The sequence below is a fragment of the Ruegeria sp. C6 genome, assembly GCF_056537625.1.
Map to the genome: position 1 here is coordinate 183,730 of NZ_JBQFRW010000003.1, position 20,305 is coordinate 204,034.

The following is a 20,305-nucleotide window of genomic DNA, read 5'->3' on the forward strand; positions in this document are numbered from 1 at the left end:
GACAAGGGTGATCTCGCATCCTGTCGCGCAAAAGACCTGGGGACACCATGACCAAGATTGCCGAGACTGATTTCCCGGATCACGGGCTGTTCGGAAGGCCGCTGTTCGAAGATCCGGGCGCCCGTGCACTTTCCCGGGTCGGGGTTGTCGATATCGGATCGAACTCGGTCCGGATGGTGATCTTTGACGGCGCGGCGCGCTCACCGGCCTATTTCTACAATGAAAAGGTGATGTGCGAACTGGGCGCCGGCCTGTCAGAGACCGGCCGACTGAACCCTGAAGGTCGCAAACGGGCGCTGGCTGCCTTGCACAGGTTTCAGCATCTTGCCAGAGACCTCGGCCTGCCCGCCCTGCACGCGGTCGCCACCGCTGCGGTGCGCGAGGCCAGCGATGGACCGGATTTCTGCGCGCAGGCAAAAGCCGAAACCGGCCTGATCATCAACGTTGTCGATGGCGAGGAAGAAGCACGGCTCTCAGCTCAGGGCGTGCTGCTGGGTTGGCCCGGAGCTTATGGGCTGATCTGCGACATCGGTGGCTCGTCCGTCGAACTCGCTGAGATCGGAGGCGGCAAGGTCGGACGTCGCATGACTTCGCCCCTGGGGCCGCTCAAGCTGCGCGATATCAAAGGCGGTCGCCGGGCGCGTAAGGAGCATATCAAGAAGACGCTGGAAGAGATGCGCGACCGGATGGGCCCTCAACGTGATCGGCTGTTTCTGGTCGGCGGCAGCTGGCGCGCCTTCGCACGTCTGGACATGCTGCGCCGAGGCTATCCGCTGAACGTGCTGCACGAATACCGCATGACACAAAGTCAGGTACGCGAGACCATCAAGTTCATCGAACAGAATGATCCTGATGAATTGCGCGCATTGGCCGGTGTGTCGGGCTCGCGTATGGCATTGATCCCCTATGCAATGGATGTGCTTTCACGCCTGATCCGCACGTTCAAACCAAAGGACATCGCGATTTCAAGCTACGGCATCCGCGAAGGATTGCTGTATGAACAGATGCCGCAACGCCTGCGCGACCGGGATCCTTTGATCGAAGCCTGCCGGTTTGCCGAAGCGAAAGACGCGCGCTTGCCCGGTTTCGGCAAACACCTGTTCGATTTTGTCATGCCCTTGTTCCGTTCGGCGCCGGAACCGATGCTGCGCCTGATCAAGGCAGCTTGTCTGCTGCATGACGTCAGTTGGCGTGCGCATCCAGATTACCGGGCCGAGGCCTGTTTCGAATATGTCACCCGCGCCAACATGAGCGGGATCAAACACTCCGAGCGGATCTTTATCGGGCTCGCTTTGCAACACCGATATCGCAACAAACGCGAAGGGAGCCGCTTTACCGAGCTTTACGAACTGCTCGACGAACGCGGTCAGGAACAGGCCGAAATCCTGGGCAAAGCACTACGGTTCGGAGCGATGCTTTGGATGCAGCACGACGCAGCCATGGGCAAGATGCGTTACTATCCCAAAAAACAAAAGCTCGAACTGCGTCTGCCCAAATCGGCGGGCGCATTGTTCAACGAAGTCGCCGAGGCCCGTTTTAACTCGTTGGCCGGCGCGCTGAAATCAGAACCCAAAGTGATCATTCGCGGATAATCAGATATCGGTATAACCGTTAGAAGTCTCTTCTTCCGGCACAACTTCTTCGGGCTGATCTTTGGGCTTCTTGCGGATGATAATGTCGCCGTTTGGTAACATCTCGGGCGATTCATACGCGCTCCAATCCTGCACCTGAGCAGCCAACTCAGCCAGCGCCGGACCCATTTCCCGCATGAAAGACTGCAAAGCCGGACCAAATTGGTCCGCAAATCCACGCAGGTCTTCGATCGTGGGCTCCATCTCTTGCCGCAAGCCTTCCAGAAACAACTCGGCACCCCGCTCCATCAGCGACTTACCCGAATCGTCCTGTGCTTGGGCAGGCAGGGCCAAGGCAGTACAAATAGCGCTGATCAGCATGAGACGTAGCATAGCTTGAATATAAGCGAGCGTGCCGAGTGTTGAAAGGTCAGAGGTCGATATCCAACGTCACAGGGAAGTGGTCGGATGCGGTTAGCAAGGCATCCCTCAGCTCGGGGTTGCCCCAGCAGGCGGCATCGCGAAACGGATGCCAGATGCGCCAGTTCGGGTGGTGGGCGCGCAAATCCTCGCTAATCATTATGTAGTCCAACAACGCCTCAAGATACCGTCCCTCATTAGGCCGCGCAAATCGTGCAGTTGCTGGGACAGAACCGGGGCGCAGTTCCAATGCCCTTGCTGCATGAGGATCATAGAGCCCCGCCTGCAACAATATCTCGACCGACGATCGACCGAAGAGGTGTTCGAACTCGTCCAGCCCGGGTCCGTCATTGAGATCGCCCAGCAAAATCACCGGCTCTCGCTCCGTCAAATGATGTCGGACCCGTCGACCCAGCCATACCGCCTGCGCCAACTGCTTACGGCGATTGGCAATCGAAATTCGTATCATCTCATCCCGCGACGCAGCGCCATGGGGCGCTTTGGACTTCAGATGCGCCCCGATCAGTCGAAACTCCTGCCCTGAGGTTGTTTGGATCGCCAATTCCATCGGAGGCTTTGAAAACCGAACAAGATCCTCGGTTGCATCCACATCCAGGTCGATCCGGAACTCGGCATCGAAACGCGGCGCGTTCTCAGCCTCCCTTGCGTCGTGTTTGGCTGTAAGAATTTCGGGATCATAAAGCAGGGCCAATTCCTGATGTGTATCATTGGGAAATCCCATGATTGCATGGCTTGTACGCAGACCGAACGCCTCGGCAAATCGCTGCAAGGCACGGACCGTATTCTGAGACTTGCCTGTGTTGGGGGCTTCGACGATCAGCATCGCATCGGCATCAATCGCCGTCAGCACCTTTGCGATCGCCTCAACCTGCCGGGCCTTGGTCACATCGTGACGCCCTGACCAGCTGTCATCGACAATCAGGCTGTCATTGCGATCAAACAGGTTGGCGAACCATTCGATATTGTAGGTCGCCAACCGCACGGATCAGACCCGAGCGCCATTGATTTCATCCCAGGCGCGGTTGATGTCGATCATCTTTTTCTCGGCCAGCCGCACCGCCTCTTCCGGAACGCCGCGTGCCAGCATCGCATCGGGGTGAGTTTCTCGCACCAGTTGCCGCCAAACCTTGCGAATTTCGGTCAGAGGAGCGTCGCGGGGAACGCCCAGAACCGTATAGGGGTCTTTCGGCGCATCCGGTACGAAACGCGCGCGCAGGGCCATGAACTGAGCGTCGGTCTGGCCGAAAATGCGGCTGACTTCTTCCAAAAACTCGTTTTCGTTCGGATGGTAGAACCCGTCCGCCATGGCAATGTGAAACAGCCCTTCCATCAAATCGCACAGGGTGGTGCTATCTTCGGCGAACATGCGGGCAATCCGGCGGGCGTAGTCCTGATATCCAGCAACGTCTGTCCGTGCCATGTCAAAGACCTTGGCCGCCCCGTCTTCATCTTCGGGCGCGATCTGGAACACTTCACGGAAAGCCGTCACCTCATCCCGCGTCACCTGACCGTCGGCCTTGGCCATCTTGGCGCCAAGCGCCACGACAGCAATCGCAAAGGCCACCGAACGTTCTGGCGGCGTGCGCAGTTTCTCAAACACCGCAGTCAGGCTTTCGCCCTGGGCAAGCGCGTTCAGCGCGTCGGCTATTCTGGACCAGATCGACATGGGCGCACCCTAGCGTGCCTTGTCACGACTGTCAGGTGCGACAGATGACTGCGGGCCGAGTATTTTCTGCATCAGGACAAGATCCAGCCGCTGCCCCCATTTGAACCCCACTTCAGGCATGCGTCCCACCTGCTTGAAGCCAATTGCCTTATGGAAGGCGATGGCTGCGGGGTTGGCCGATGAAATGCCCGCCACCAAGACATGCACGTTATCCTCCCGCGCGATGGCTTCAAGAGCCTCCATCAACGAACGGCCAACATTCTGGCCTCTGGCTTCGGGTGCCAACTGTATCGAATGTTCGCGGCACTGCGCATATCCCGGTCCCGAGCGGAAGGTGCCATAGGTCGCAAACCCCTCGACGGCACCACTGCGCTCGGCGACCAAGAAGGCGGGACCTCTGGTTTCGATCTCTGCCACCACGCTTTCGACGCTGCGTTCATCGGTGGTGAAAGTGACCAGCGTATCACGGATAATCACGTTTGCTATCGCCGCAATCGCGGATGCATCTTGGGCTCTGGCCTGCCGGATGTTCATTCCAGCACGCGCAACCCGTGCGGTGTTTCGATTTCAGCGCGCAATGCAGCCGGGCCGCTGTCAAACGCGACATACTCCAACGCCCCCAAACCTTTGGCTAAGTCGATTGCATCCGGATGGCACACTATAAGGCGGCGTAACCGGCAGCCACTGTCCTGAAGCATTTGCGCCGGATGCAGATCACCCTGCCACTCAATAAGCGCCGGAAAGAGGTTGTCAAATGGCAGACGTCCATTTGGGGGGACTGCCATACGCCAGCGCAGCGCGCCTCGGTTCAGATCGATAGGTTGTCCGACGCCGTCGGGGAAAACGGTCAGTGACGCTTCGATATCCGGAACCCGGCAAATCCAGTTGGTCAGGCGGGGTGATCCGGTGAACCGGTCCAGATCGAACCAGCGCGTCCTTTGCGGTTTGGAGGCTTCGGGGTCGATCGCAATCGCCTCCAGATAGAGCCCATCCCGCAAGCCCAGAAGTCGATTATACGTTCCGAATTTTTCGTGCTTGCCGCCGTCCTGAAGCCGTACGCCCAGCGCCTGTTCGATATGGTCAGAAGCTTCTTCAAGCGTTTCGCCCGCAACAGCCAGATGATCCAGTAACATGAAGACGCCTCCTGATGACAAACGACCAGACCATTTGGGTCTGGTCGCATGTTTTCCGCAAAGGGGCGAAATCACAAGATTTTTCGTACGAAAAATCTTGGCGCCGGCGTTAGGTTTTGGCTTCGCCGATCAAACGCAAGATGTCTTGGGCCGCTTCAGGGATGTTCGTTCCCGGACCAAAGATCGCCTTCACACCGTGATCGTAAAGGAACTGGTAATCCTGTTGCGGAATGACCCCACCGCAGATGACTATGATGTCTTCAGCCCCTGCCTTTTTCAGTTCCTCAACCAACTGAGGCGCCAATGTCTTATGCCCCGCAGCCTGCGAAGAGATCCCGATCACATGCACATCATTGTCCACCGCGTCCTGTGCGGCTTCTGCAGGTGTCTGAAACAGAGGGCCGACATCTACGTCAAACCCGATATCAGCAAAAGCAGTGGCGATCACCTTGGCCCCTCGATCGTGGCCGTCTTGCCCCATCTTGACCACCAGCAGACGCGGGCGACGCCCCTCGGCCTTGGCGAATTCTTCTATGGAATTCTGAATCGCGGCAAAACCTTCGTCACCCTCGTAGGCCGCACCGTAAACACCGGCCAGGGTCTTCACTTCGGCACGGTGGCGACCGAACTCTTTCTCCATTGCCATGCTGATCTCTCCTACGGATGCGCGGGCTCGGGCGGCCTCGACGGCGGCGGCCAGCAGGTTGCCTCCCTCGCGGGCGGTTGTTGTCAGGGCGTCCAGCGCCTGTTGGCAAGCCGCCTCGTCGCGCGTTGCACGGATACGCTCCAGCCGCGCGACCTGAGCTTCACGCACGGCCACGTTATCGACGTCCAGAATATCGATCGGGTCTTCTTGCTCTTTGCGATACTTGTTGACACCAACGATGACCTCTTCGCCCCGGTCGATCATGGCCTGACGGCGAGCAGCGCTTTCCTCGATCCGCAGCTTGGGCATGCCACTGGCAACGGCCTTGGTCATACCGCCCATTTCCTCGACCTCTTCCATAAGAGCCCAGGCTTTTTCGACCAACTCGTTGGTCAGGCTTTCGACGTAGTAAGAGCCCGCCAGCGGATCGACCACATCGGTCACGCCGGTTTCCTCTTGCAACACCAGCTGCGTGTTTCGCGCGATACGTGCTGAGAAATCGGTTGGCAGCGCGATCGCCTCGTCCAGTGCGTTGGTATGCAGTGACTGTGTGCCGCCCAGAACCGCGCTCATGGCCTCATAGGCAGTGCGGACCACGTTGTTATAGGGGTCCTGTTCCTGCAGCGACACGCCCGAGGTCTGGCAATGAGTTCGCAGCATTTTCGACCGTTCGGATTTCGCCCCGAACTCGGTCATTACCCGATGCCAAAGGGTGCGCGCAGCGCGTAGTTTGGCGATCTCCATGAAGAAATTCATGCCGATGGCAAAGAAGAACGACAGACGACCCGCGAACTTGTCCACGTCCATGCCTGATTCCGTCGCTGCGCGCACATATTCGCGCCCGTCGGCCAGCGTATAAGCCAGTTCCTGCACCAGGTTCGCCCCGGCCTCTTGCATGTGATAGCCCGAGATCGAGATCGAGTTGAACTTGGGCATCTCATTCGAAGTGTAATCGATGATGTCCGAGATGATCTTCATCGAAGGCTCGGGCGGGTAGATATAGGTGTTACGCACCATAAACTCTTTCAGAATGTCGTTCTGAATGGTGCCCGAGAGCACGGCCTTGTCATGCCCCTGCTCTTCACCTGCAACGATGAAGCTGGCCAGAACCGGGATCACCGCCCCGTTCATCGTCATTGAGACCGAAACCTTGTCCAGCGGGATACCGTCGAACAGGATTTTCATATCCTCAACGCTGTCGATGGCCACACCGGCTTTGCCGACATCGCCCACCACGCGGGGATGGTCACTGTCATAACCCCGGTGAGTCGCCAGATCGAAGGCGACCGAGACACCTTGCTGGCCGGCCGCCAGATTGCGGCGGTAAAATGCATTCGATTCTTCAGCCGTCGAGAAGCCTGCATATTGACGGATCGTCCAAGGACGCCCTGCATACATCGTCGCTTTAACGCCGCGCGTAAACGGCCCGAAGCCCGGAAGCGAGCCCATATGCGGCAGATCAGCCGTGTCTTCCTGAGTATAAAGCGGTTTGACGTCGATGCCTTCCAGCGTCTCTTTGGTCAGATCGCCCAAAGGTCGGCCGCGCAGCTCTTTTTCAGCCAGCACCTGCCAGTCGTTGGTGTCGGTCATGTCGATTTCCTCTGTTCAATTCTGGTTTCGGCGGGGGCGACCCCGCGTGCATTGCTATCTGTCCGGCAGATCAGTTCAGCCCTCCCATCGGCGCCCGAGGCAAGCCATTCCAGATCATCGGCATAATCAGCCCAAAGCTGCATCGCCTGTTCAGCGGTCAGACCATGGGGCGTGGCTTTGGGCGCAGCATTCAACGCAAGGCCATCGCTGAATTCGGGCGCGGTGCGACCCGTCAGCGCCTGAAGCTGCGCCTGTTGATGACCCGCAAATTCCTCAAACGGCAAAACGAGCAATGGGACGCCCGGGAAGGCGAGGCTAATGTCAGTGATGACGTCGCGCCAGCTCCGCTTGCTTTGCGCGATGCGGGTCCACTTTGTGGGCTCGATTGGGGCGCTGCCACGTTTGAACTTATAGGCGGCCACGGAAGACCAATACATATCCAACGCGCGGATATTCAGTGCAATTTTGCTGACTCTGCCATCGAAGGCCTTTGCCAAAAGCTGCCCGCGTTCCTGCATGCCGGGATAAAGCGAGGCAAAGGCGATATTGCGCTCCATCGAGCCCACGAAATTCTCTTGGCTGACCAATAGCTGCGTCGCGCCGTCTTGCTGACATACGTCTAACTCGCGGCGTAATCCATCACAGACCTCAGTCGTCAATTTGTTCAAGCTGTTGAGGCCATTGGAACGTGTTCGCTCCGGCCCCCAATACGCCAGCCCTTGATCTGCAAGGACCTGCACGTTCCGGCTCAGATAGTTCTGGAAACTGGTGCTTGCACATCGATGTGCGCCACAATGCAGGATCACTTCCATCGGCCTACTCTCCCAACGCGAAGGCCGCGGGAACGGCGCGTTTTGCAGGCAAATTGATAAATACGCATGGGTAGGTGCGGCGTCCACGAAGCAAATTTTTGGTGATCACACGCATTTCGTCAGTCGCATTCGCCCCAGCAGAGGCTATATTCATGACAACAGGAGGCCTCATGACACGCACGCTTGCCTTTGTTTTCTCGGCACTATTCCCGTTGGCCGCCTTGGCCGCCGACGCGACTGCCCCTGCGGATGACAGCTTTGTTCGTCCAGTAGCTGACAGCGATCTAAGCGATTTTCTCTGGACGCATCGCCCGATCGTCGTTTTTGCCGATACCCCGGCAGACCCAAGATTCCAGCAACAGATTGACATGTTACTCGAAGGCGAGGACGCAATGCGGGATCGCGACGTGATCGTCTTGACCGATACTGATCCGGCGGCGCGATCATCGATCCGATCAAAACTGCGACCGCGTGGTTTCCAGATGGTGTTTGTCGACAAGGATGGTGTCGTCAAACTGCGCAAACCCAGCCCATGGAGCGTGCGTGAGATTGGCCGGTCCATTGACAAGACGCCTTTGCGCGAGCGCGAAATCCGCGAACGACGTGAGGGCGGCTGAGCACCCGCGACATGCCTCAAGATCCCGGCGGAAGCCGCTGGGAACCTTGAAAGATATGTCGCAGGTGCGCGCATCATCATTCGAACTCGATGATCACATCGTCAACGGCCAGACTGTCGCCGGGGCCCGCGTTGATCTTGGAGACAACGCCCTTTTTCTCGGCGCGCAGGATGTTCTCCATCTTCATCGCCTCAACGGTACAAAGTGCCTGACCTTCCTGCACCTCCTGACCTACTTCCACATCAATCTTCACGATCAACCCCGGCATTGGGCAGAGCAGCATTTTCGATGTATCAGGCGGCAGCTTCTCGGGCATCAGACGGGCCAGTTCGGCCTGACGCAGGGTGCGCACATGTACCTTGAGGTCAGCCCCTCGGTTTCGGATACGGAACCCGCCCGATATCTTTCCAACCTTCAAGACCAACGGGCTGCCATCCACGTCCAACACCGCAAGTTGGTCACCCGGCGTCCAGTCAGAGGACACACGCAGAGCTGACCCGTCTTTGAATTTGACAGTCGCGCCCTGTTTGTCAGCTTTAACCTTGACGCTGAAATCCTGCCCTTGCACTGCAACGTTCCAACGTTTGCCGACCTTCCGCTCGTGGTTGTCCATCCGACCCGACACACGGGTGCGACGGATTTCGGCCACCCGATGCATGGCAGCACAGGAGGCTGCGATGCGACGCAGATCTTCTTCGGGAAGGTCGACGCCTTCAAACCCGTCCGGATACTCCTCGGCGATGAAAGCGGTCGTCATGTCACCACTTACAAATTTCGGGTGATCCATGACCGCTGACAGGAATGGCAAGTTGTGACCGATGCCTTCGACTTCGAAACTGTCCAGCGCCACGCGCATGGCTTCAATCGCCTGTTCGCGGGTCGGTGCCCAGGTACACAGCTTGGCGATCATCGGGTCGTAATACATGCTGATCTCGCCGCCCTCATAGACGCCGGTATCGTTACGCACAGCGCTATCCCCTTTAGGCGCATCACCTTGCCATTTGTCATTCACAAGCAGCGGGCCGGCTGCGACCTCCTGCGGCGGGCGATAACGGGTAAGGCGGCCAATCGAGGGCAAGAAGCCACGATACGGGTCCTCTGCATAAAGACGGTTTTCAATCGCCCAGCCTGTCAGGGTGACGTCATCTTGCGTGATCGACAGTTTTTCACCAGCCGCCACACGGATCATCTGTTCGACAAGATCGACACCAGTGATCAGTTCAGTCACTGGGTGTTCCACCTGCAGGCGGGTGTTCATTTCGAGGAAGTAGAAGTTCTTTTCGCCATCCACGATGAACTCGACCGTACCGGCGCTGGCATAGTTCACAGCCTTGGCCAACGCGACCGCCTGTTCACCCATCGCCTTGCGGGTTTCAGGGTCAAGGAACGGCGATGGCGCCTCTTCCACAACTTTCTGGTTGCGGCGCTGGATCGAACATTCGCGCTCGCCCAAATAGATGCCATTGCCGTGGCTGTCACAGAGCACCTGAATCTCGATGTGGCGCGGCTGAGTCACGAATTTCTCAATGAAAATCCGGTCGTCGCCGAAGGAGTTCGCGGCCTCGTTCTTGGATGACTGGAAACCTTCCCGCGCCTCTTCGTCATTCCACGCAATCCGCATGCCCTTGCCACCGCCGCCAGCGCTGGCCTTGATCATCACCGGATAGCCAATGTCGTTCGAAATCTTCACCGCCTCATCGGCGTCTTCGATCAGGCCCATGTAACCGGGCACCGTCGAAACCCCGGCCTCCTGCGCGATCTTCTTCGAGGTGATCTTGTCCCCCATGCTTTCGATCGCACCGACCGGGGGGCCGACAAAGGCGACGCCTTCGGCATCCAGCGCCTCGGCGAATTTGGAGTTCTCGGACAGAAAGCCATAACCGGGGTGGACCGCCTGCGCGCCGCTTTTACGGATGGCATCCATCACCTTGTCGATGACGATGTATGACTGGTTGGCGGGCGGCGGGCCGATATGCACGGCCTCATCCGCCATTGAAACATGCAGGGCGTTCTTGTCAGCATCTGAATAGATGGCAACCGTGCCAATGCCCATCTTGCGGGCGGTCTTGATGACCCGGCAGGCAATCTCGCCCCGGTTTGCGATCAGGATCTTGTTGAACATGGAACGTCCTTTGGCTTGATGTTCTGGAAACGCAAAACGCCGCCGCGGGGCGTTGACCCCACGACGGCGTGATGCGCAATGACGGACGGGACTTTTCCAGCCCCGTTAAATTCAGCTTTAGTTACAGTTGTTCTGGGTCTTGCAGTAAAGCACGTTGCCCGCAGCCCCGACTGCCGCCCCAAGCAGCGGATCTGCACTGAGGACCGCCGCCCCCAGAGCCCCCGCACCGCCGCCAAGGATCGCCTGTTCACCGGTCGAGCCACCGCAGGCCGCCAAACCCGCGCAGGTTGCCAACGCAAGAGAAATTCGTTTGATTCGCATGGTTTCTGCCCTTCTAGATTTTTTGCAGTCTTTGAGAGCAGATGCCGATTTCGCGCCTTGTTATGCAATAACACGGACCACAAACTTGCGAATTGCGCAGGTTTTTGCCGTTTTTTGTCCAAACCTGACAAAAAGAAAACCGCGGACAGAACTCTGTGGGGAACACAAGCCTGCCCGCGGAAGGAAGGGGTACGGAATAGTAGGTGCTTGTGCGACGCAGGCAAAGTAGAGCCGCACGGCCCAATCACTGTGCACAGCACAATTCTGGCCGCCAACCAGTTATTGTTTCCATCTGAGATTCCGGCTGAAACCTGCCCATCCAGCGCGGCACCACGCAGATTTGCGCCGACGTCGTAGTCGCCCGGACAGCGACGACTACGTCTGAAATCCGTCACGTTCCTGTTACAAATCGAAGACTTGTAGCGAGGCAGTGCGCGAGGCACCTCACGCAACATCACTACAAACTCACGCAAAAATCCTTCCGGTGACAGTAACTTAGATTCCGGTTTCACCGCAGTGTGAAACGTCACATGCCTACCGACACTTTTGCTTGAAAAATTGAGAGCATCTTCTCTCAACTTGGTGATTTCCCAAGAATTCAGTTGCGTGGAACGGTGCCCCTGCACACTCGCACACAAGGAACTATCCATATGATAACAAAGGGTAAAACTGCTAGCTTGCTTGCTGCCAGCGCGCTTTCCGTGACCGGTATGCAAGCCTTGGCGCAAGATGCACAAACTCAGGCTGAACTGGATGCGCTGCGCGCCCGGGTCGAAGCGCTGGAATCCTCCAATCCCGGGTCTGGCACTGGGGATTTGCAGATCGGCAACACCACTCTTGACGTCTACGGTTATGTCAAAGCCGACTTCTTCTATGACTTCGAATACGATCAGGGCGACACCGCATTCGTAAACGTGATTGGTGAACCCTCGGCCGAGACAGATGGTACGTTTGGCGCCACAGTCCGTCAGTCTCGTATCGGGCTGCGCACCAGCACGCCTTCGGGAATCGGTGACATTCAGGGCCAGATCGAAGTCGATGCCTTCGGCTCGGACGGAACCGCCGAATTCCGAATTCGTCACGCCAATATCCGAATTGGAGAACAATGGCTGATCGGACAATACTGGACCAATTTCCAACCACTGGACACCTACCCCACCTCGGTGGAATTTAACGGGCCGGTCGGGATCGCTTTCGCGCGCATACCGCAGGTGCGCTACACCAATAATATCGGATCGAATACCACCTTCGCGGTTTCCGTTGAAGAAAACGTCGGCGGCTCGGATTCGGATGATCCTGTGCTGACTGGTTCGGTCGAATACAACGATGGCAAATACATCGCTCGTGCCTCGGCGCTCTACGGCAAGGCGCAATCCGGCGACGTCGAGGTCGATCAGACCGGTTTCTCTTTGTCGGGCTCGATCCGACCGTGGGAAGGTGGGTTGTTTCAGGTCAACTATGTCAACGGCGAGGCACTTGGCCCCTACCTGATCGGCTTGGGCGATGCAGTCGTCGGGGGTCAGGCCAACGATGTTGATGGCTACACCATCGAATTCCGTCAGGACCTGAGTTCCAAATGGAACGTCGGCATCGCCTATGGCAAGGAAGACTACGACCTGCCTACATCGACCGGTACTTTGTCGTTCACCGAGCTTGAGACGATCCACGTCAATGCCTTTTACAAGGCGACAGACAACCTGACGCTCAGCGCCGAATACATCTATGGAGAGCGGAACGACACAATTTCCGGCGACACATTCGACGGCAATCGTGTCCAGTTGGCCGCGCAACTCAACTTCTGATGAAAACAGCCTACCCTGCCCATTAGCGGGCAGGGTTCCAGTGTCACTGATCATCTGAGTGTTATGTGCGGCAGCCCCGGTCACAATCAGCGCGCTCCGTCGAACACGTCAGGGAAAGATTGGCGCGCGGCGTCCAGATTGATCACCAGCAGAGCATCATAGCTTGCAGGATCAAACGGGTCTTCGGCGGCGACAACCTCACGCCCGAACAGCCAACTTAGACGGCCCGCGTCCAGATTGCCCCGCTCAAAGGGCTGATCACCAAAATGCGCCCATAACGCCTCGATAAACGCGACATCTGCGCGCTTGTCGGCGGGTTTGCGATCGCGAAAGCGTTCTCGCTGGGTCAGCGGCGTAACGCCCTTGGGATTGGCCCGCCGAATGGTGAACTGGAAGTCTGTTCCGGGCAAACGTCCGGGGAAACCGCGATGTTTCAGCATTGCGAAACCTCAACGGACAAGTTCCAGATATGGCAGGCCATCGGACATGCCTGCGGGATTGAAGTGATCATGCGAACCTCCAGAGCTGCATCACTGTATCGGGACACTCTGAGACCGTGACATTGTTGGTTCATGGTCAGAGCCCCTCCCAGATACACCGGGATTGATCCAGCCGGTAGGCTTCGAAGAACTGCGTTGCGTCAGGTTCGGAGGTGCCGAACGCTACCGGTCTGTCCGAAAACGAAATCACAATCCGGGCAGGCTGCAATTCGTGCTGGGCCACATAAGGCACCGCCAGTGTTTCACACAAATGCTCCATGTCGACTACGGCGACATCATATGTGATACGACCTGCAGTCGATCCGATCTTGGGTGCAATGAACCGAAACCGCACCCAAAGCTCACCCGGATTGGTGTCCAGAAGCACATCGCTAAGCTCGACCGGTTGACCCGATGGCACGGGCAGCAGGTTTGAGGCCAGCGCCGAACCTACTCCGACCAGCAACGTAAAAACCCCGGCGCATCCCCGGATCCGCCAGCGGCGGTTTCCTTCCTCCGGGGGAGCGTGCAGAGCTGTTGCAACCTGCGCGGTCTTATGTCCGGTCAATCGGGGCATTTACGGCTCGGGCCTCCTCGGCGGGCATTTACAGCGGGATATTGTCGTGCTTTTTCCAAGGGTTCTTCAGTTGCTTGCCGCGCAGGCTCGCAAATGCACGTGATACACGGCGGCGGGTCGATTGTGGCATGATCACCTCGTCGATAAAGCCGCGCTCGGCCGCGACGAAGGGATTTGCGAACCGGTCCTCATAGTCCTGAGTGTGTTTCGCAATCTTATCGGAATCGCCGAGATCGGCGCGGTGGATGATTTCGGTCGCGCCCTTTGCACCCATCACCGCGATCTCAGCCGTGGGCCACGCATAGTTGAAATCGCCGCGCAGGTGTTTGGAGGCCATAACATCATACGCGCCACCGTAGGCCTTACGCGTGATTACGGTGACCTTTGGCACGGTCGCTTCGCCATAAGCAAATAGCAGTTTCGCACCGTGCTTGATCACGCCGCCATACTCCTGCGAAGTGCCCGGCAGAAAGCCCGGAACATCAACAAGCGTCAGGATCGGGATTTCAAAGCAATCACAGAACCGCACGAACCGGGCCGCTTTTCGGGAACTATCGATGTCCAAACATCCTGCCAATACCATGGGTTGGTTGGCCACGACGCCCACGGTCTGCCCTTCAAGCCGGATAAAACCGGTGATGATGTTCTTAGCGTAGTCTTCCTGAATCTCGTAAAAATCACCCTCATCCGCCACTTTGGTGATCAGTTCCTTCATGTCGTACGGCGTGTTCGGATTGTCCGGGATCAGCGTATCCAGCGATGTCTCGACCCTGTCAGGGCTGTCAAAAAACGGACGAACTGGCGGTTTCTCGCGATTGTTGAGCGGAAGGAAGTCGACAAGACGGCGCACCTCGGCCAGGGCCTCCACATCGTTTTCAAACGCACCATCAGCGACCGAAGACTTTTTGGTGTGGGTTGAAGCCCCGCCCAATTCCTCTGCCGTCACGACCTCATTGGTGACGGTCTTCACAACGTCTGGGCCGGTTACGAACATGTACGAGGTGTCTTTGACCATGAAGATGAAGTCGGTCATTGCAGGACTGTAAACCGCACCACCTGCGCACGGCCCCATAATCACGCTGATCTGCGGAACAACGCCTGAGGCCATGATATTCCGCTGGAACACCTCGGCATATCCGGCCAATGAAGCGACGCCCTCCTGAATCCGCGCCCCGCCTGAGTCGTTGATCCCGATCACCGGCGCTCCGTTTTGAACTGCCATGTCCATGATCTTGCAAATCTTCTGCGCATGGGTTTCTGACAGCGAGCCGCCGAATACGGTGAAGTCCTGGCTGAAGACGTAGACCATTCGACCATTGATCGTACCCCAGCCTGTGACCACCCCATCACCGGCAGGCTTTTGTTTCTCCATCCCGAAATCAGTGCAGCGATGGCTTACAAACATGTCAAACTCTTCAAAGCTGCCTTCGTCTACCAGCAACTCGATCCGTTCGCGTGCCGTCAGCTTTCCGCGGGCGTGTTGCGAGTCGATGCGTTTTTGCCCGCCACCCAATCGCGCGTTGTTGCGACGGCCTTCGAGCTCGGAAAGGATGTCTTTCATGTCGGTAGTCTCCCAAGAGAATTTGCGCGACCATAACGATTTGGGAGCAGTGGCCAAAGTAGTTTTCGGCAAATTTGCAAATATTTGGCAACACTATTTGAGATAACTGCAAATTTGTTAATTAACACAACAAGCCAAACTGCCGATGGCGTTTCGCGCGATCAGGGTCTAAAGGTAAACCATGCAGTTCAGTTCACCCTCTGTCAGCCGCACGCCCCCCACGCTTGCAACACTCGTTTTGTTGTCAGGATTGTCGGCGCTGAGCATGAATCTGTATCTGCCCAGCCTTCCCTTTATGGCGACGTATTTTCAGACTGATTACAAGGTGATGCAGCTTTCGATCGCGCTTTATCTTCTGGTCAACGCGGCACTGCAAATCTTAATAGGACCCATCGCCGATAAGGCCGGACGTCGGCCTGTACTGCTGTGGGGACTCGCCCTTTTTTTGCTGGCAACGCTGGGGTGTATATACGCCCCAAATGTCGAGACCTTTCTGGCCTTCAGAATGTTTCAGGCCGTCATTGTCGTTGGTATTGTCTTAAGTCGTGCGGCTGTGCGGGACATGTACGAACAGGACCAGGCTGCTTCGATGCTCGGATATGTCACCATGGGGATGGCGGTCGTTCCGATGATCGGCCCTGCTGTCGGCGGGCTTCTCGAAGAAACTTTTGGCTGGAAAGCCAATTTCTGGCTGCCTTTCGCTCTTGCGGCGCTGGCGCTGGTGCTGACCTACCAAGACTTTGGCGAAACCGCGGCCGCAAGCGGCAAAACACTGATGCAGCAATTTCGCGAATACCCTGAACTGCTGAAATCGCCCCGCTTCTGGGGCTATTCCCTGTCCTCGGCGTTCTCTTCAGGTGCGTTCTTTGCCTATCTCGGGGGCGCACCCTTTATCGGGACCGAAGTGTTCGGCATGACAGCCGCCGAGGTCGGCATCTACTTTGGTGCGCCTGCGATTGGCTATTTCTTCGGCAACTTCATCAGCGGTCGATTCTCGGTTCGCTTCGGCGTCAACCGAATGGTGCGCTGGGGATGCTGGCTGAATGCAATTGGCGTGGCCCTATCAGCTTTGTTGTTCCTAGTGGATTTGGGAACGGCGCTCAGCTTCTTTGGCCTGATGACCTTCGTCGGGTTGGGTAACGGCATGGCGATCCCAAATGCAACCGCCGGATCGCTTTCGGTCCGCCCGCATCTGGCGGCCACTGCCTCTGGTTTGAGCGGTGCGATCATGTTGGGCGGCGGCGCGGCACTCAGCGCATTGGCAGGCGCATTGCTGACGCATGAGACAGGCGCGATGCCTCTGCTTTGGCTGATGCTGGCAACCGCCGCCCTGGCAATCTGCGCGATCAGCGTTGTTATCTGGCGCGAACGGCAATTGGGTCTGTAGACGGCTTGCGCGACAGGGTTTGCAAAGTTAGCCTGCAGATTCAGTAAAGCTGCAAAGAACCGCCATGGCCACTCGGAAACTATACGCTGGCGCCAAGCTGCGCGAAATGCGCACACGCCTGACCCTCACGCAGAAGGATTTCGCCGCAAAACTGGGCGTTTCACTGCCCTATTTGAACCAGATGGAGAATAACAACCGGCCGATCTCGACAACCGTTGTTCTGGCACTGGCGCAAGAGTTTGGTATGGATGTGACCGAACTCAGCACAGGGGATAGCGAACGATTGGTTTCGGACATGCGCGAAGCACTGGCCGATCCGGTGTTCGCCGAAACGGCGCCCCCTCTGGCTGATCTCAGGCTCACCGCTTCAAATGCGCCCGCGCTTGCACGCGCGTTCATCGAGTTACACCGCGCCTATCGCCAGACCCATGAACGCCTCGCCTCGCTCGACGAGGCATTGGGCCGCGAGGATGCCCGTATTCAGGCCAGCCCTTGGGAAGAGGTGCGCGATTTCTTTCACTACTGCGACAATTATATTGACGCCGTTGACCGCGCCGCCGAACGCTTCGCCAGCCGTGCCGATGAAACCAGCGATATTCGGCAAGTCGCCCTGAACAGCCTGTCAGAACGCGGCATTCACGTCACTTTCGCCGACACAGAAACCTTACGCAGCTACAATGCTGGTGACAAAACCCTGCGCCTTTCCTCGCGCGCCGCACCACAAACGCAGGTCTTCCAACTATTGCTGCAGGTGGCGTTGATCAGTCAGGATAAGCTGCTTGAAGCAACGCTGGATTTCGCCCGTTTCCAAAGCGATGAGGCCCGCGCCATCGCCAAGATTGGCCTCGCCAACTATTTTGCCGGGGCTTCGCTGATGCCTTACGGCGCTTTCCTATCCGCAGCGCAGGACTATCGGCATGATTTGGAGCTGCTCAGCAACCGGTTCGGGGCATCGATTGAACAGGTGGCGCACCGCCTGTCCACGCTACAGCGCCCCGGCGCAAAGGGGATTCCGTTCTTTTTTGTCCGTGTCGATCAGGCCGGAACGATCACCAAACGCCATTCAGCTACGCGCTTGCAATTTGCCCGTTTCGGCGGTGCCTGCCCACTCTGGAATGTCCACCGGGCATTCGAGACCCCGGGTCATTTCCTGCAACAGCTAGCCGAGACACCGGATGGCGTCCGCTATATCTCATTGGCTCGTGATGTTTCAAAATCCGGAGGCTCGTTCGGTGCTCCTGTCCGCCGCTATGCCATCGCCTTGGGATGTGAGGTTCGTCATGCCGAAGCATTGGTCTACGCCGATAATCTCGACATAAACAACGCGAGCGCTTACGAGCCCATCGGCATATCCTGCCGCATCTGCGAGCGCCAGACCTGCCACCAAAGATCGGTCCCACCGTTAGAGCGCCGCCTGACCATCGACGCCCATAGCCGCGGCACCCTGCCTTATGAGGTCACCTGATCTTCATCTGGCCATATATATCCTGCGGGTCCGGGGGCAGAGCCCCCGCCTAATCCTTAGCTTTTTGACAAGATCGCCCAGATCTCGTCCTTGAGCGCCGCGCGTTTCTTGCGCAAATCAACCTCGGCCAATTCCTCCATCGGCTCAACATTGGTTTCAGCCCGATGCACGGTGCGGTTGACCTCATGATACTCATCCGCAAGTCGGGCAAAATGCGCATCCGTTTGCTTGAGCTGGCTCATCACTTCGAGCTTGTCGGGGAACTCTTCAGCCAGTTCATGCGGGGTATGAGACATCCAGTTGGCTCCTTGTTTCAGCGTTACATCCCAAGGCTAAACATGACTGTCGCACTCCGCTTTGACGCCGATCAAATTCTGAGCGCAATCAACCAGCTTTCAGGATAAATGCACGCCGTGGGTTTTGGATGTGTCAGCGCTGTGCCGTTGCCCATCTCGGACTTATCCAGGGTTGGTCGTTCGCTTTGGGCAAAGGGTCTTTCTGCAGCAAATAGTCCGACATCTTTTCACCCACCATGATCGACGGTGCGTTCAGATTGCCATTGGTGATTTGCGGGAAAATCGAGCTATCGGCGACGCGCAATCCATCCACCCCAATCACACGCCCCTGCGGGTCGACAACGGCATCCTTGTCATCCGCACGGCCCATACGGCAAGTCCCGCAAGGGTGATAAGCGCTTTCGGCATGCTCGGCGATAAAGGCATCTAGCTCATCGTCCGACTGAACTTCCGCCCCCGGTTGGATCTCTTTACCGGCAAAGGGTTTGAACGCCTGCTGTCCAAAGATCTCTCGGGTCAAGCGAATGCAGGTTCTGAAGTCTTCCCAATCCGAATCATGGCTCATGTAGTTGAACCGGATCACCGGCGCGTCTTCGGCTTTGGCGGATCGCAGAGTCACAGCGCCGCGCGAGGGCGACCGCATTGGCCCCACATGCGCCTGGAATCCGTGCCCTTCGGCTGCCGCCTGCCCATCATAGCGAACCGCCATCGGCAGAAAATGATATTGTATGTCAGGATATTCCACACCCGGTTTCGAACGCACAAAGGCGGCGCTTTCAAACTGGTTCGATGCACCAAGGCCTGTTTTGGTAAACAGCCATTGCGCTCCGATCATTCCTTTGCTGATCAGGTTCCAATGCTTGTAAAGCGTGATCGGCTGGATCGAGGCCTGCTGAATATAAAGCTCTAGGTGATCCTGCAGATTGGCGCCGACGCCAGGGCGGTCGGCGACCACTTTGATACCGTGCTCAGCCAGGTGCGCCGCAGGTCCAACCCCCGAAAGCATCAGCAGTTTAGGCGAATTGATCGACGAAGCCGCCAATACAACCTCGCGCCGCGCTGTGATCACTTCCCGTTTACCACCCCGTATCAATTCGACCCCGGATGCGCGCCCGGATTCAATAATCACGCGCGCCGCAAGACCCCGGATGATTTCGCAGTTTTGCCGCTTGAGCGCTGGCCTAAGGTACGCATTCGCCGCCGACCAGCGCCGTCCTTTCCAGACGGTCTGCTCCATCGGCCCAAAACCTTCTTGTTTCTCACCGTTATAGTCGCCAGTGACCTCATATCCAGCCTGCTGACCTGCATCGACGAACGCCTCAAACAGCGGATTTTCACGAGGCCCTCGCGACACGTGCAGAGGTCCATCCGTGCCTCTCCAAGTGTGATCACCGCCATGGCCACCATCATGCCAGGTTTCCATGCGTTTGTAGTACGGCAGCACATCTGCGTAAGACCATCCATCTGCACCCATCTCGGCCCAGGTGTCAAAATCTCGAGCGTGACCGCGCACATAGACCATGCCATTGATCGAAGACGACCCTCCGATCACCTTGCCTCTGGGGCAAGCAAGTTGACGATTGTTCAGATGCGGTTCGGGCTCGGATTTGTAGCCCCAGTCATATCGCGACATATTCATCGGATAGCTTAGGGCGGCAGGCATCTGGATGAAGGGTCCGGCGTCAGTGCCGCCATGCTCGATCACCAGAACCGAAGCTCCGGCCTCACTCAGACGGTAAGCCATCGCGCAACCAGCAGAACCGGCGCCAACAATGACAAAATCTGCTTCCATATTCGTGTCTCCGTTCACCTTCGGGGC

Annotated in this window: 19 protein-coding genes; 5 read left to right on the top strand and 14 right to left on the bottom strand. The window is 57.4% G+C overall.

Annotation, left to right across the window (positions count from 1 at the left end):
- Positions 1-47 precede the first annotated feature (47 nt).
- Positions 48-1,592, top strand: coding sequence for a Ppx/GppA family phosphatase (locus ACR0MJ_RS12440; RefSeq protein ID WP_170401504.1), 1,545 nt, complete (start codon positions 48-50; stop codon positions 1,590-1,592).
- Here ACR0MJ_RS12440 and ACR0MJ_RS12445 read toward each other — a convergent pair whose 3' ends face one another.
- The 7 genes from ACR0MJ_RS12445 to ACR0MJ_RS12475 form a co-directional block, all read right to left on the bottom strand.
- Positions 1,593-1,952: a hypothetical protein gene (locus tag ACR0MJ_RS12445; protein ID WP_480436234.1), complete on the bottom strand. Its 360-nt coding sequence runs from the start codon at positions 1,950-1,952 to the stop codon at positions 1,593-1,595. It abuts the gene before it with no gap.
- Positions 1,953-2,001: 49 nt separating this feature from the next.
- Positions 2,002-2,994 carry an endonuclease/exonuclease/phosphatase family protein gene (locus ACR0MJ_RS12450; protein ID WP_170563874.1) on the bottom strand — a complete coding sequence of 331 codons (993 nt, stop codon included), beginning with the start codon at positions 2,992-2,994 and terminating at the stop codon, positions 2,002-2,004.
- A gap of 3 nt (positions 2,995-2,997) precedes the next feature.
- A complete protein-coding gene (locus ACR0MJ_RS12455; protein WP_170392133.1) occupies positions 2,998-3,678 on the bottom strand; it encodes a molecular chaperone DjiA in 681 nt (226 codons plus the stop codon).
- 9 nt (positions 3,679-3,687) lie between these two features.
- Positions 3,688-4,212: a GNAT family N-acetyltransferase gene (locus ACR0MJ_RS12460; RefSeq protein WP_170512323.1), complete on the bottom strand. Its 525-nt coding sequence runs from the start codon at positions 4,210-4,212 to the stop codon at positions 3,688-3,690.
- The gene (locus ACR0MJ_RS12465) at positions 4,209-4,811 is read right to left on the bottom strand and encodes a VOC family protein (RefSeq protein WP_170732941.1); all 603 of its coding nucleotides are present in this window, start codon (positions 4,809-4,811) and stop codon (positions 4,209-4,211) included. Before ACR0MJ_RS12465 ends, ACR0MJ_RS12460 begins: the two co-directional genes overlap by 4 nt.
- Positions 4,812-4,920: 109 nt before the next feature.
- Positions 4,921-7,047 carry a methylmalonyl-CoA mutase gene (gene scpA / locus ACR0MJ_RS12470; protein WP_170661943.1) on the bottom strand — a complete coding sequence of 709 codons (2,127 nt, stop codon included), beginning with the start codon at positions 7,045-7,047 and terminating at the stop codon, positions 4,921-4,923.
- Positions 7,044-7,859 (bottom strand): hypothetical protein, encoded by an 816-nt coding sequence (locus ACR0MJ_RS12475; RefSeq protein ID WP_480761194.1) that lies wholly within the window; start codon positions 7,857-7,859, stop codon positions 7,044-7,046. Before ACR0MJ_RS12475 ends, scpA begins: the two co-directional genes overlap by 4 nt.
- A gap of 170 nt (positions 7,860-8,029) precedes the next feature.
- Between ACR0MJ_RS12475 and ACR0MJ_RS12480 the strand changes: the two genes are divergently transcribed.
- A complete protein-coding gene (locus ACR0MJ_RS12480) occupies positions 8,030-8,476 on the top strand; it encodes a DUF4174 domain-containing protein (RefSeq protein WP_170392143.1) in 447 nt (148 codons plus the stop codon).
- Between the two features lie 76 nt (positions 8,477-8,552).
- Here ACR0MJ_RS12480 and ACR0MJ_RS12485 read toward each other — a convergent pair whose 3' ends face one another.
- Together ACR0MJ_RS12485 and ACR0MJ_RS12490 are read right to left on the bottom strand one after the other, a co-directional pair.
- Positions 8,553-10,598 (bottom strand): ATP-binding protein, encoded by a 2,046-nt coding sequence (locus tag ACR0MJ_RS12485; RefSeq protein WP_480761195.1) that lies wholly within the window; start codon positions 10,596-10,598, stop codon positions 8,553-8,555.
- Between the two features lie 117 nt (positions 10,599-10,715).
- Positions 10,716-10,919 (bottom strand): hypothetical protein, encoded by a 204-nt coding sequence (locus ACR0MJ_RS12490; RefSeq protein ID WP_170392147.1) that lies wholly within the window; start codon positions 10,917-10,919, stop codon positions 10,716-10,718.
- 650 nt (positions 10,920-11,569) lie between these two features.
- Between ACR0MJ_RS12490 and ACR0MJ_RS12495 the strand changes: the two genes are divergently transcribed.
- Complete coding sequence (locus ACR0MJ_RS12495) at positions 11,570-12,721, top strand: DcaP family trimeric outer membrane transporter (RefSeq protein ID WP_170647965.1); 1,152 nt, start codon at positions 11,570-11,572, stop codon at positions 12,719-12,721.
- A gap of 86 nt (positions 12,722-12,807) precedes the next feature.
- Here the strand turns inward: ACR0MJ_RS12495 and ACR0MJ_RS12500 are convergent, their stop codons facing one another.
- The 3 genes from ACR0MJ_RS12500 to ACR0MJ_RS12510 form a co-directional block, all read right to left on the bottom strand.
- Complete coding sequence (locus ACR0MJ_RS12500) at positions 12,808-13,161, bottom strand: hypothetical protein (protein WP_170512369.1); 354 nt, start codon at positions 13,159-13,161, stop codon at positions 12,808-12,810.
- Positions 13,162-13,297: 136 nt separating this feature from the next.
- Positions 13,298-13,777, bottom strand: coding sequence for a DUF6497 family protein (locus tag ACR0MJ_RS12505; RefSeq protein WP_480454171.1), 480 nt, complete (start codon positions 13,775-13,777; stop codon positions 13,298-13,300).
- Between the two features lie 28 nt (positions 13,778-13,805).
- Positions 13,806-15,338, bottom strand: coding sequence for an acyl-CoA carboxylase subunit beta (locus tag ACR0MJ_RS12510; protein WP_170512335.1), 1,533 nt, complete (start codon positions 15,336-15,338; stop codon positions 13,806-13,808).
- A 181-nt stretch (positions 15,339-15,519) separates the two neighbouring features.
- On the opposite strand from ACR0MJ_RS12510, the gene ACR0MJ_RS12515 reads away from it, so the two are divergent.
- Both ACR0MJ_RS12515 and ACR0MJ_RS12520 read left to right on the top strand, forming a co-directional pair.
- Positions 15,520-16,725 carry a multidrug effflux MFS transporter gene (locus ACR0MJ_RS12515; protein ID WP_170420747.1) on the top strand — a complete coding sequence of 402 codons (1,206 nt, stop codon included), beginning with the start codon at positions 15,520-15,522 and terminating at the stop codon, positions 16,723-16,725.
- A gap of 64 nt (positions 16,726-16,789) precedes the next feature.
- Entirely contained in the window at positions 16,790-18,190 is a 1,401-nt protein-coding gene (locus tag ACR0MJ_RS12520; RefSeq protein WP_480761199.1) for a helix-turn-helix domain-containing protein, read from the top strand.
- 56 nt (positions 18,191-18,246) lie between these two features.
- On the opposite strand, the gene ACR0MJ_RS12525 is transcribed toward ACR0MJ_RS12520, so the two are convergent.
- Positions 18,247-18,486: an HP1242/YdcH family protein gene (locus ACR0MJ_RS12525; protein WP_170392158.1), complete on the bottom strand. Its 240-nt coding sequence runs from the start codon at positions 18,484-18,486 to the stop codon at positions 18,247-18,249.
- Positions 18,487-18,619: 133 nt separating this feature from the next.
- Entirely contained in the window at positions 18,620-20,278 is a 1,659-nt protein-coding gene (gene betA / locus ACR0MJ_RS12530) for a choline dehydrogenase (protein ID WP_480761201.1), read from the bottom strand.
- Positions 20,279-20,305: the final 27 nt, after the last annotated feature.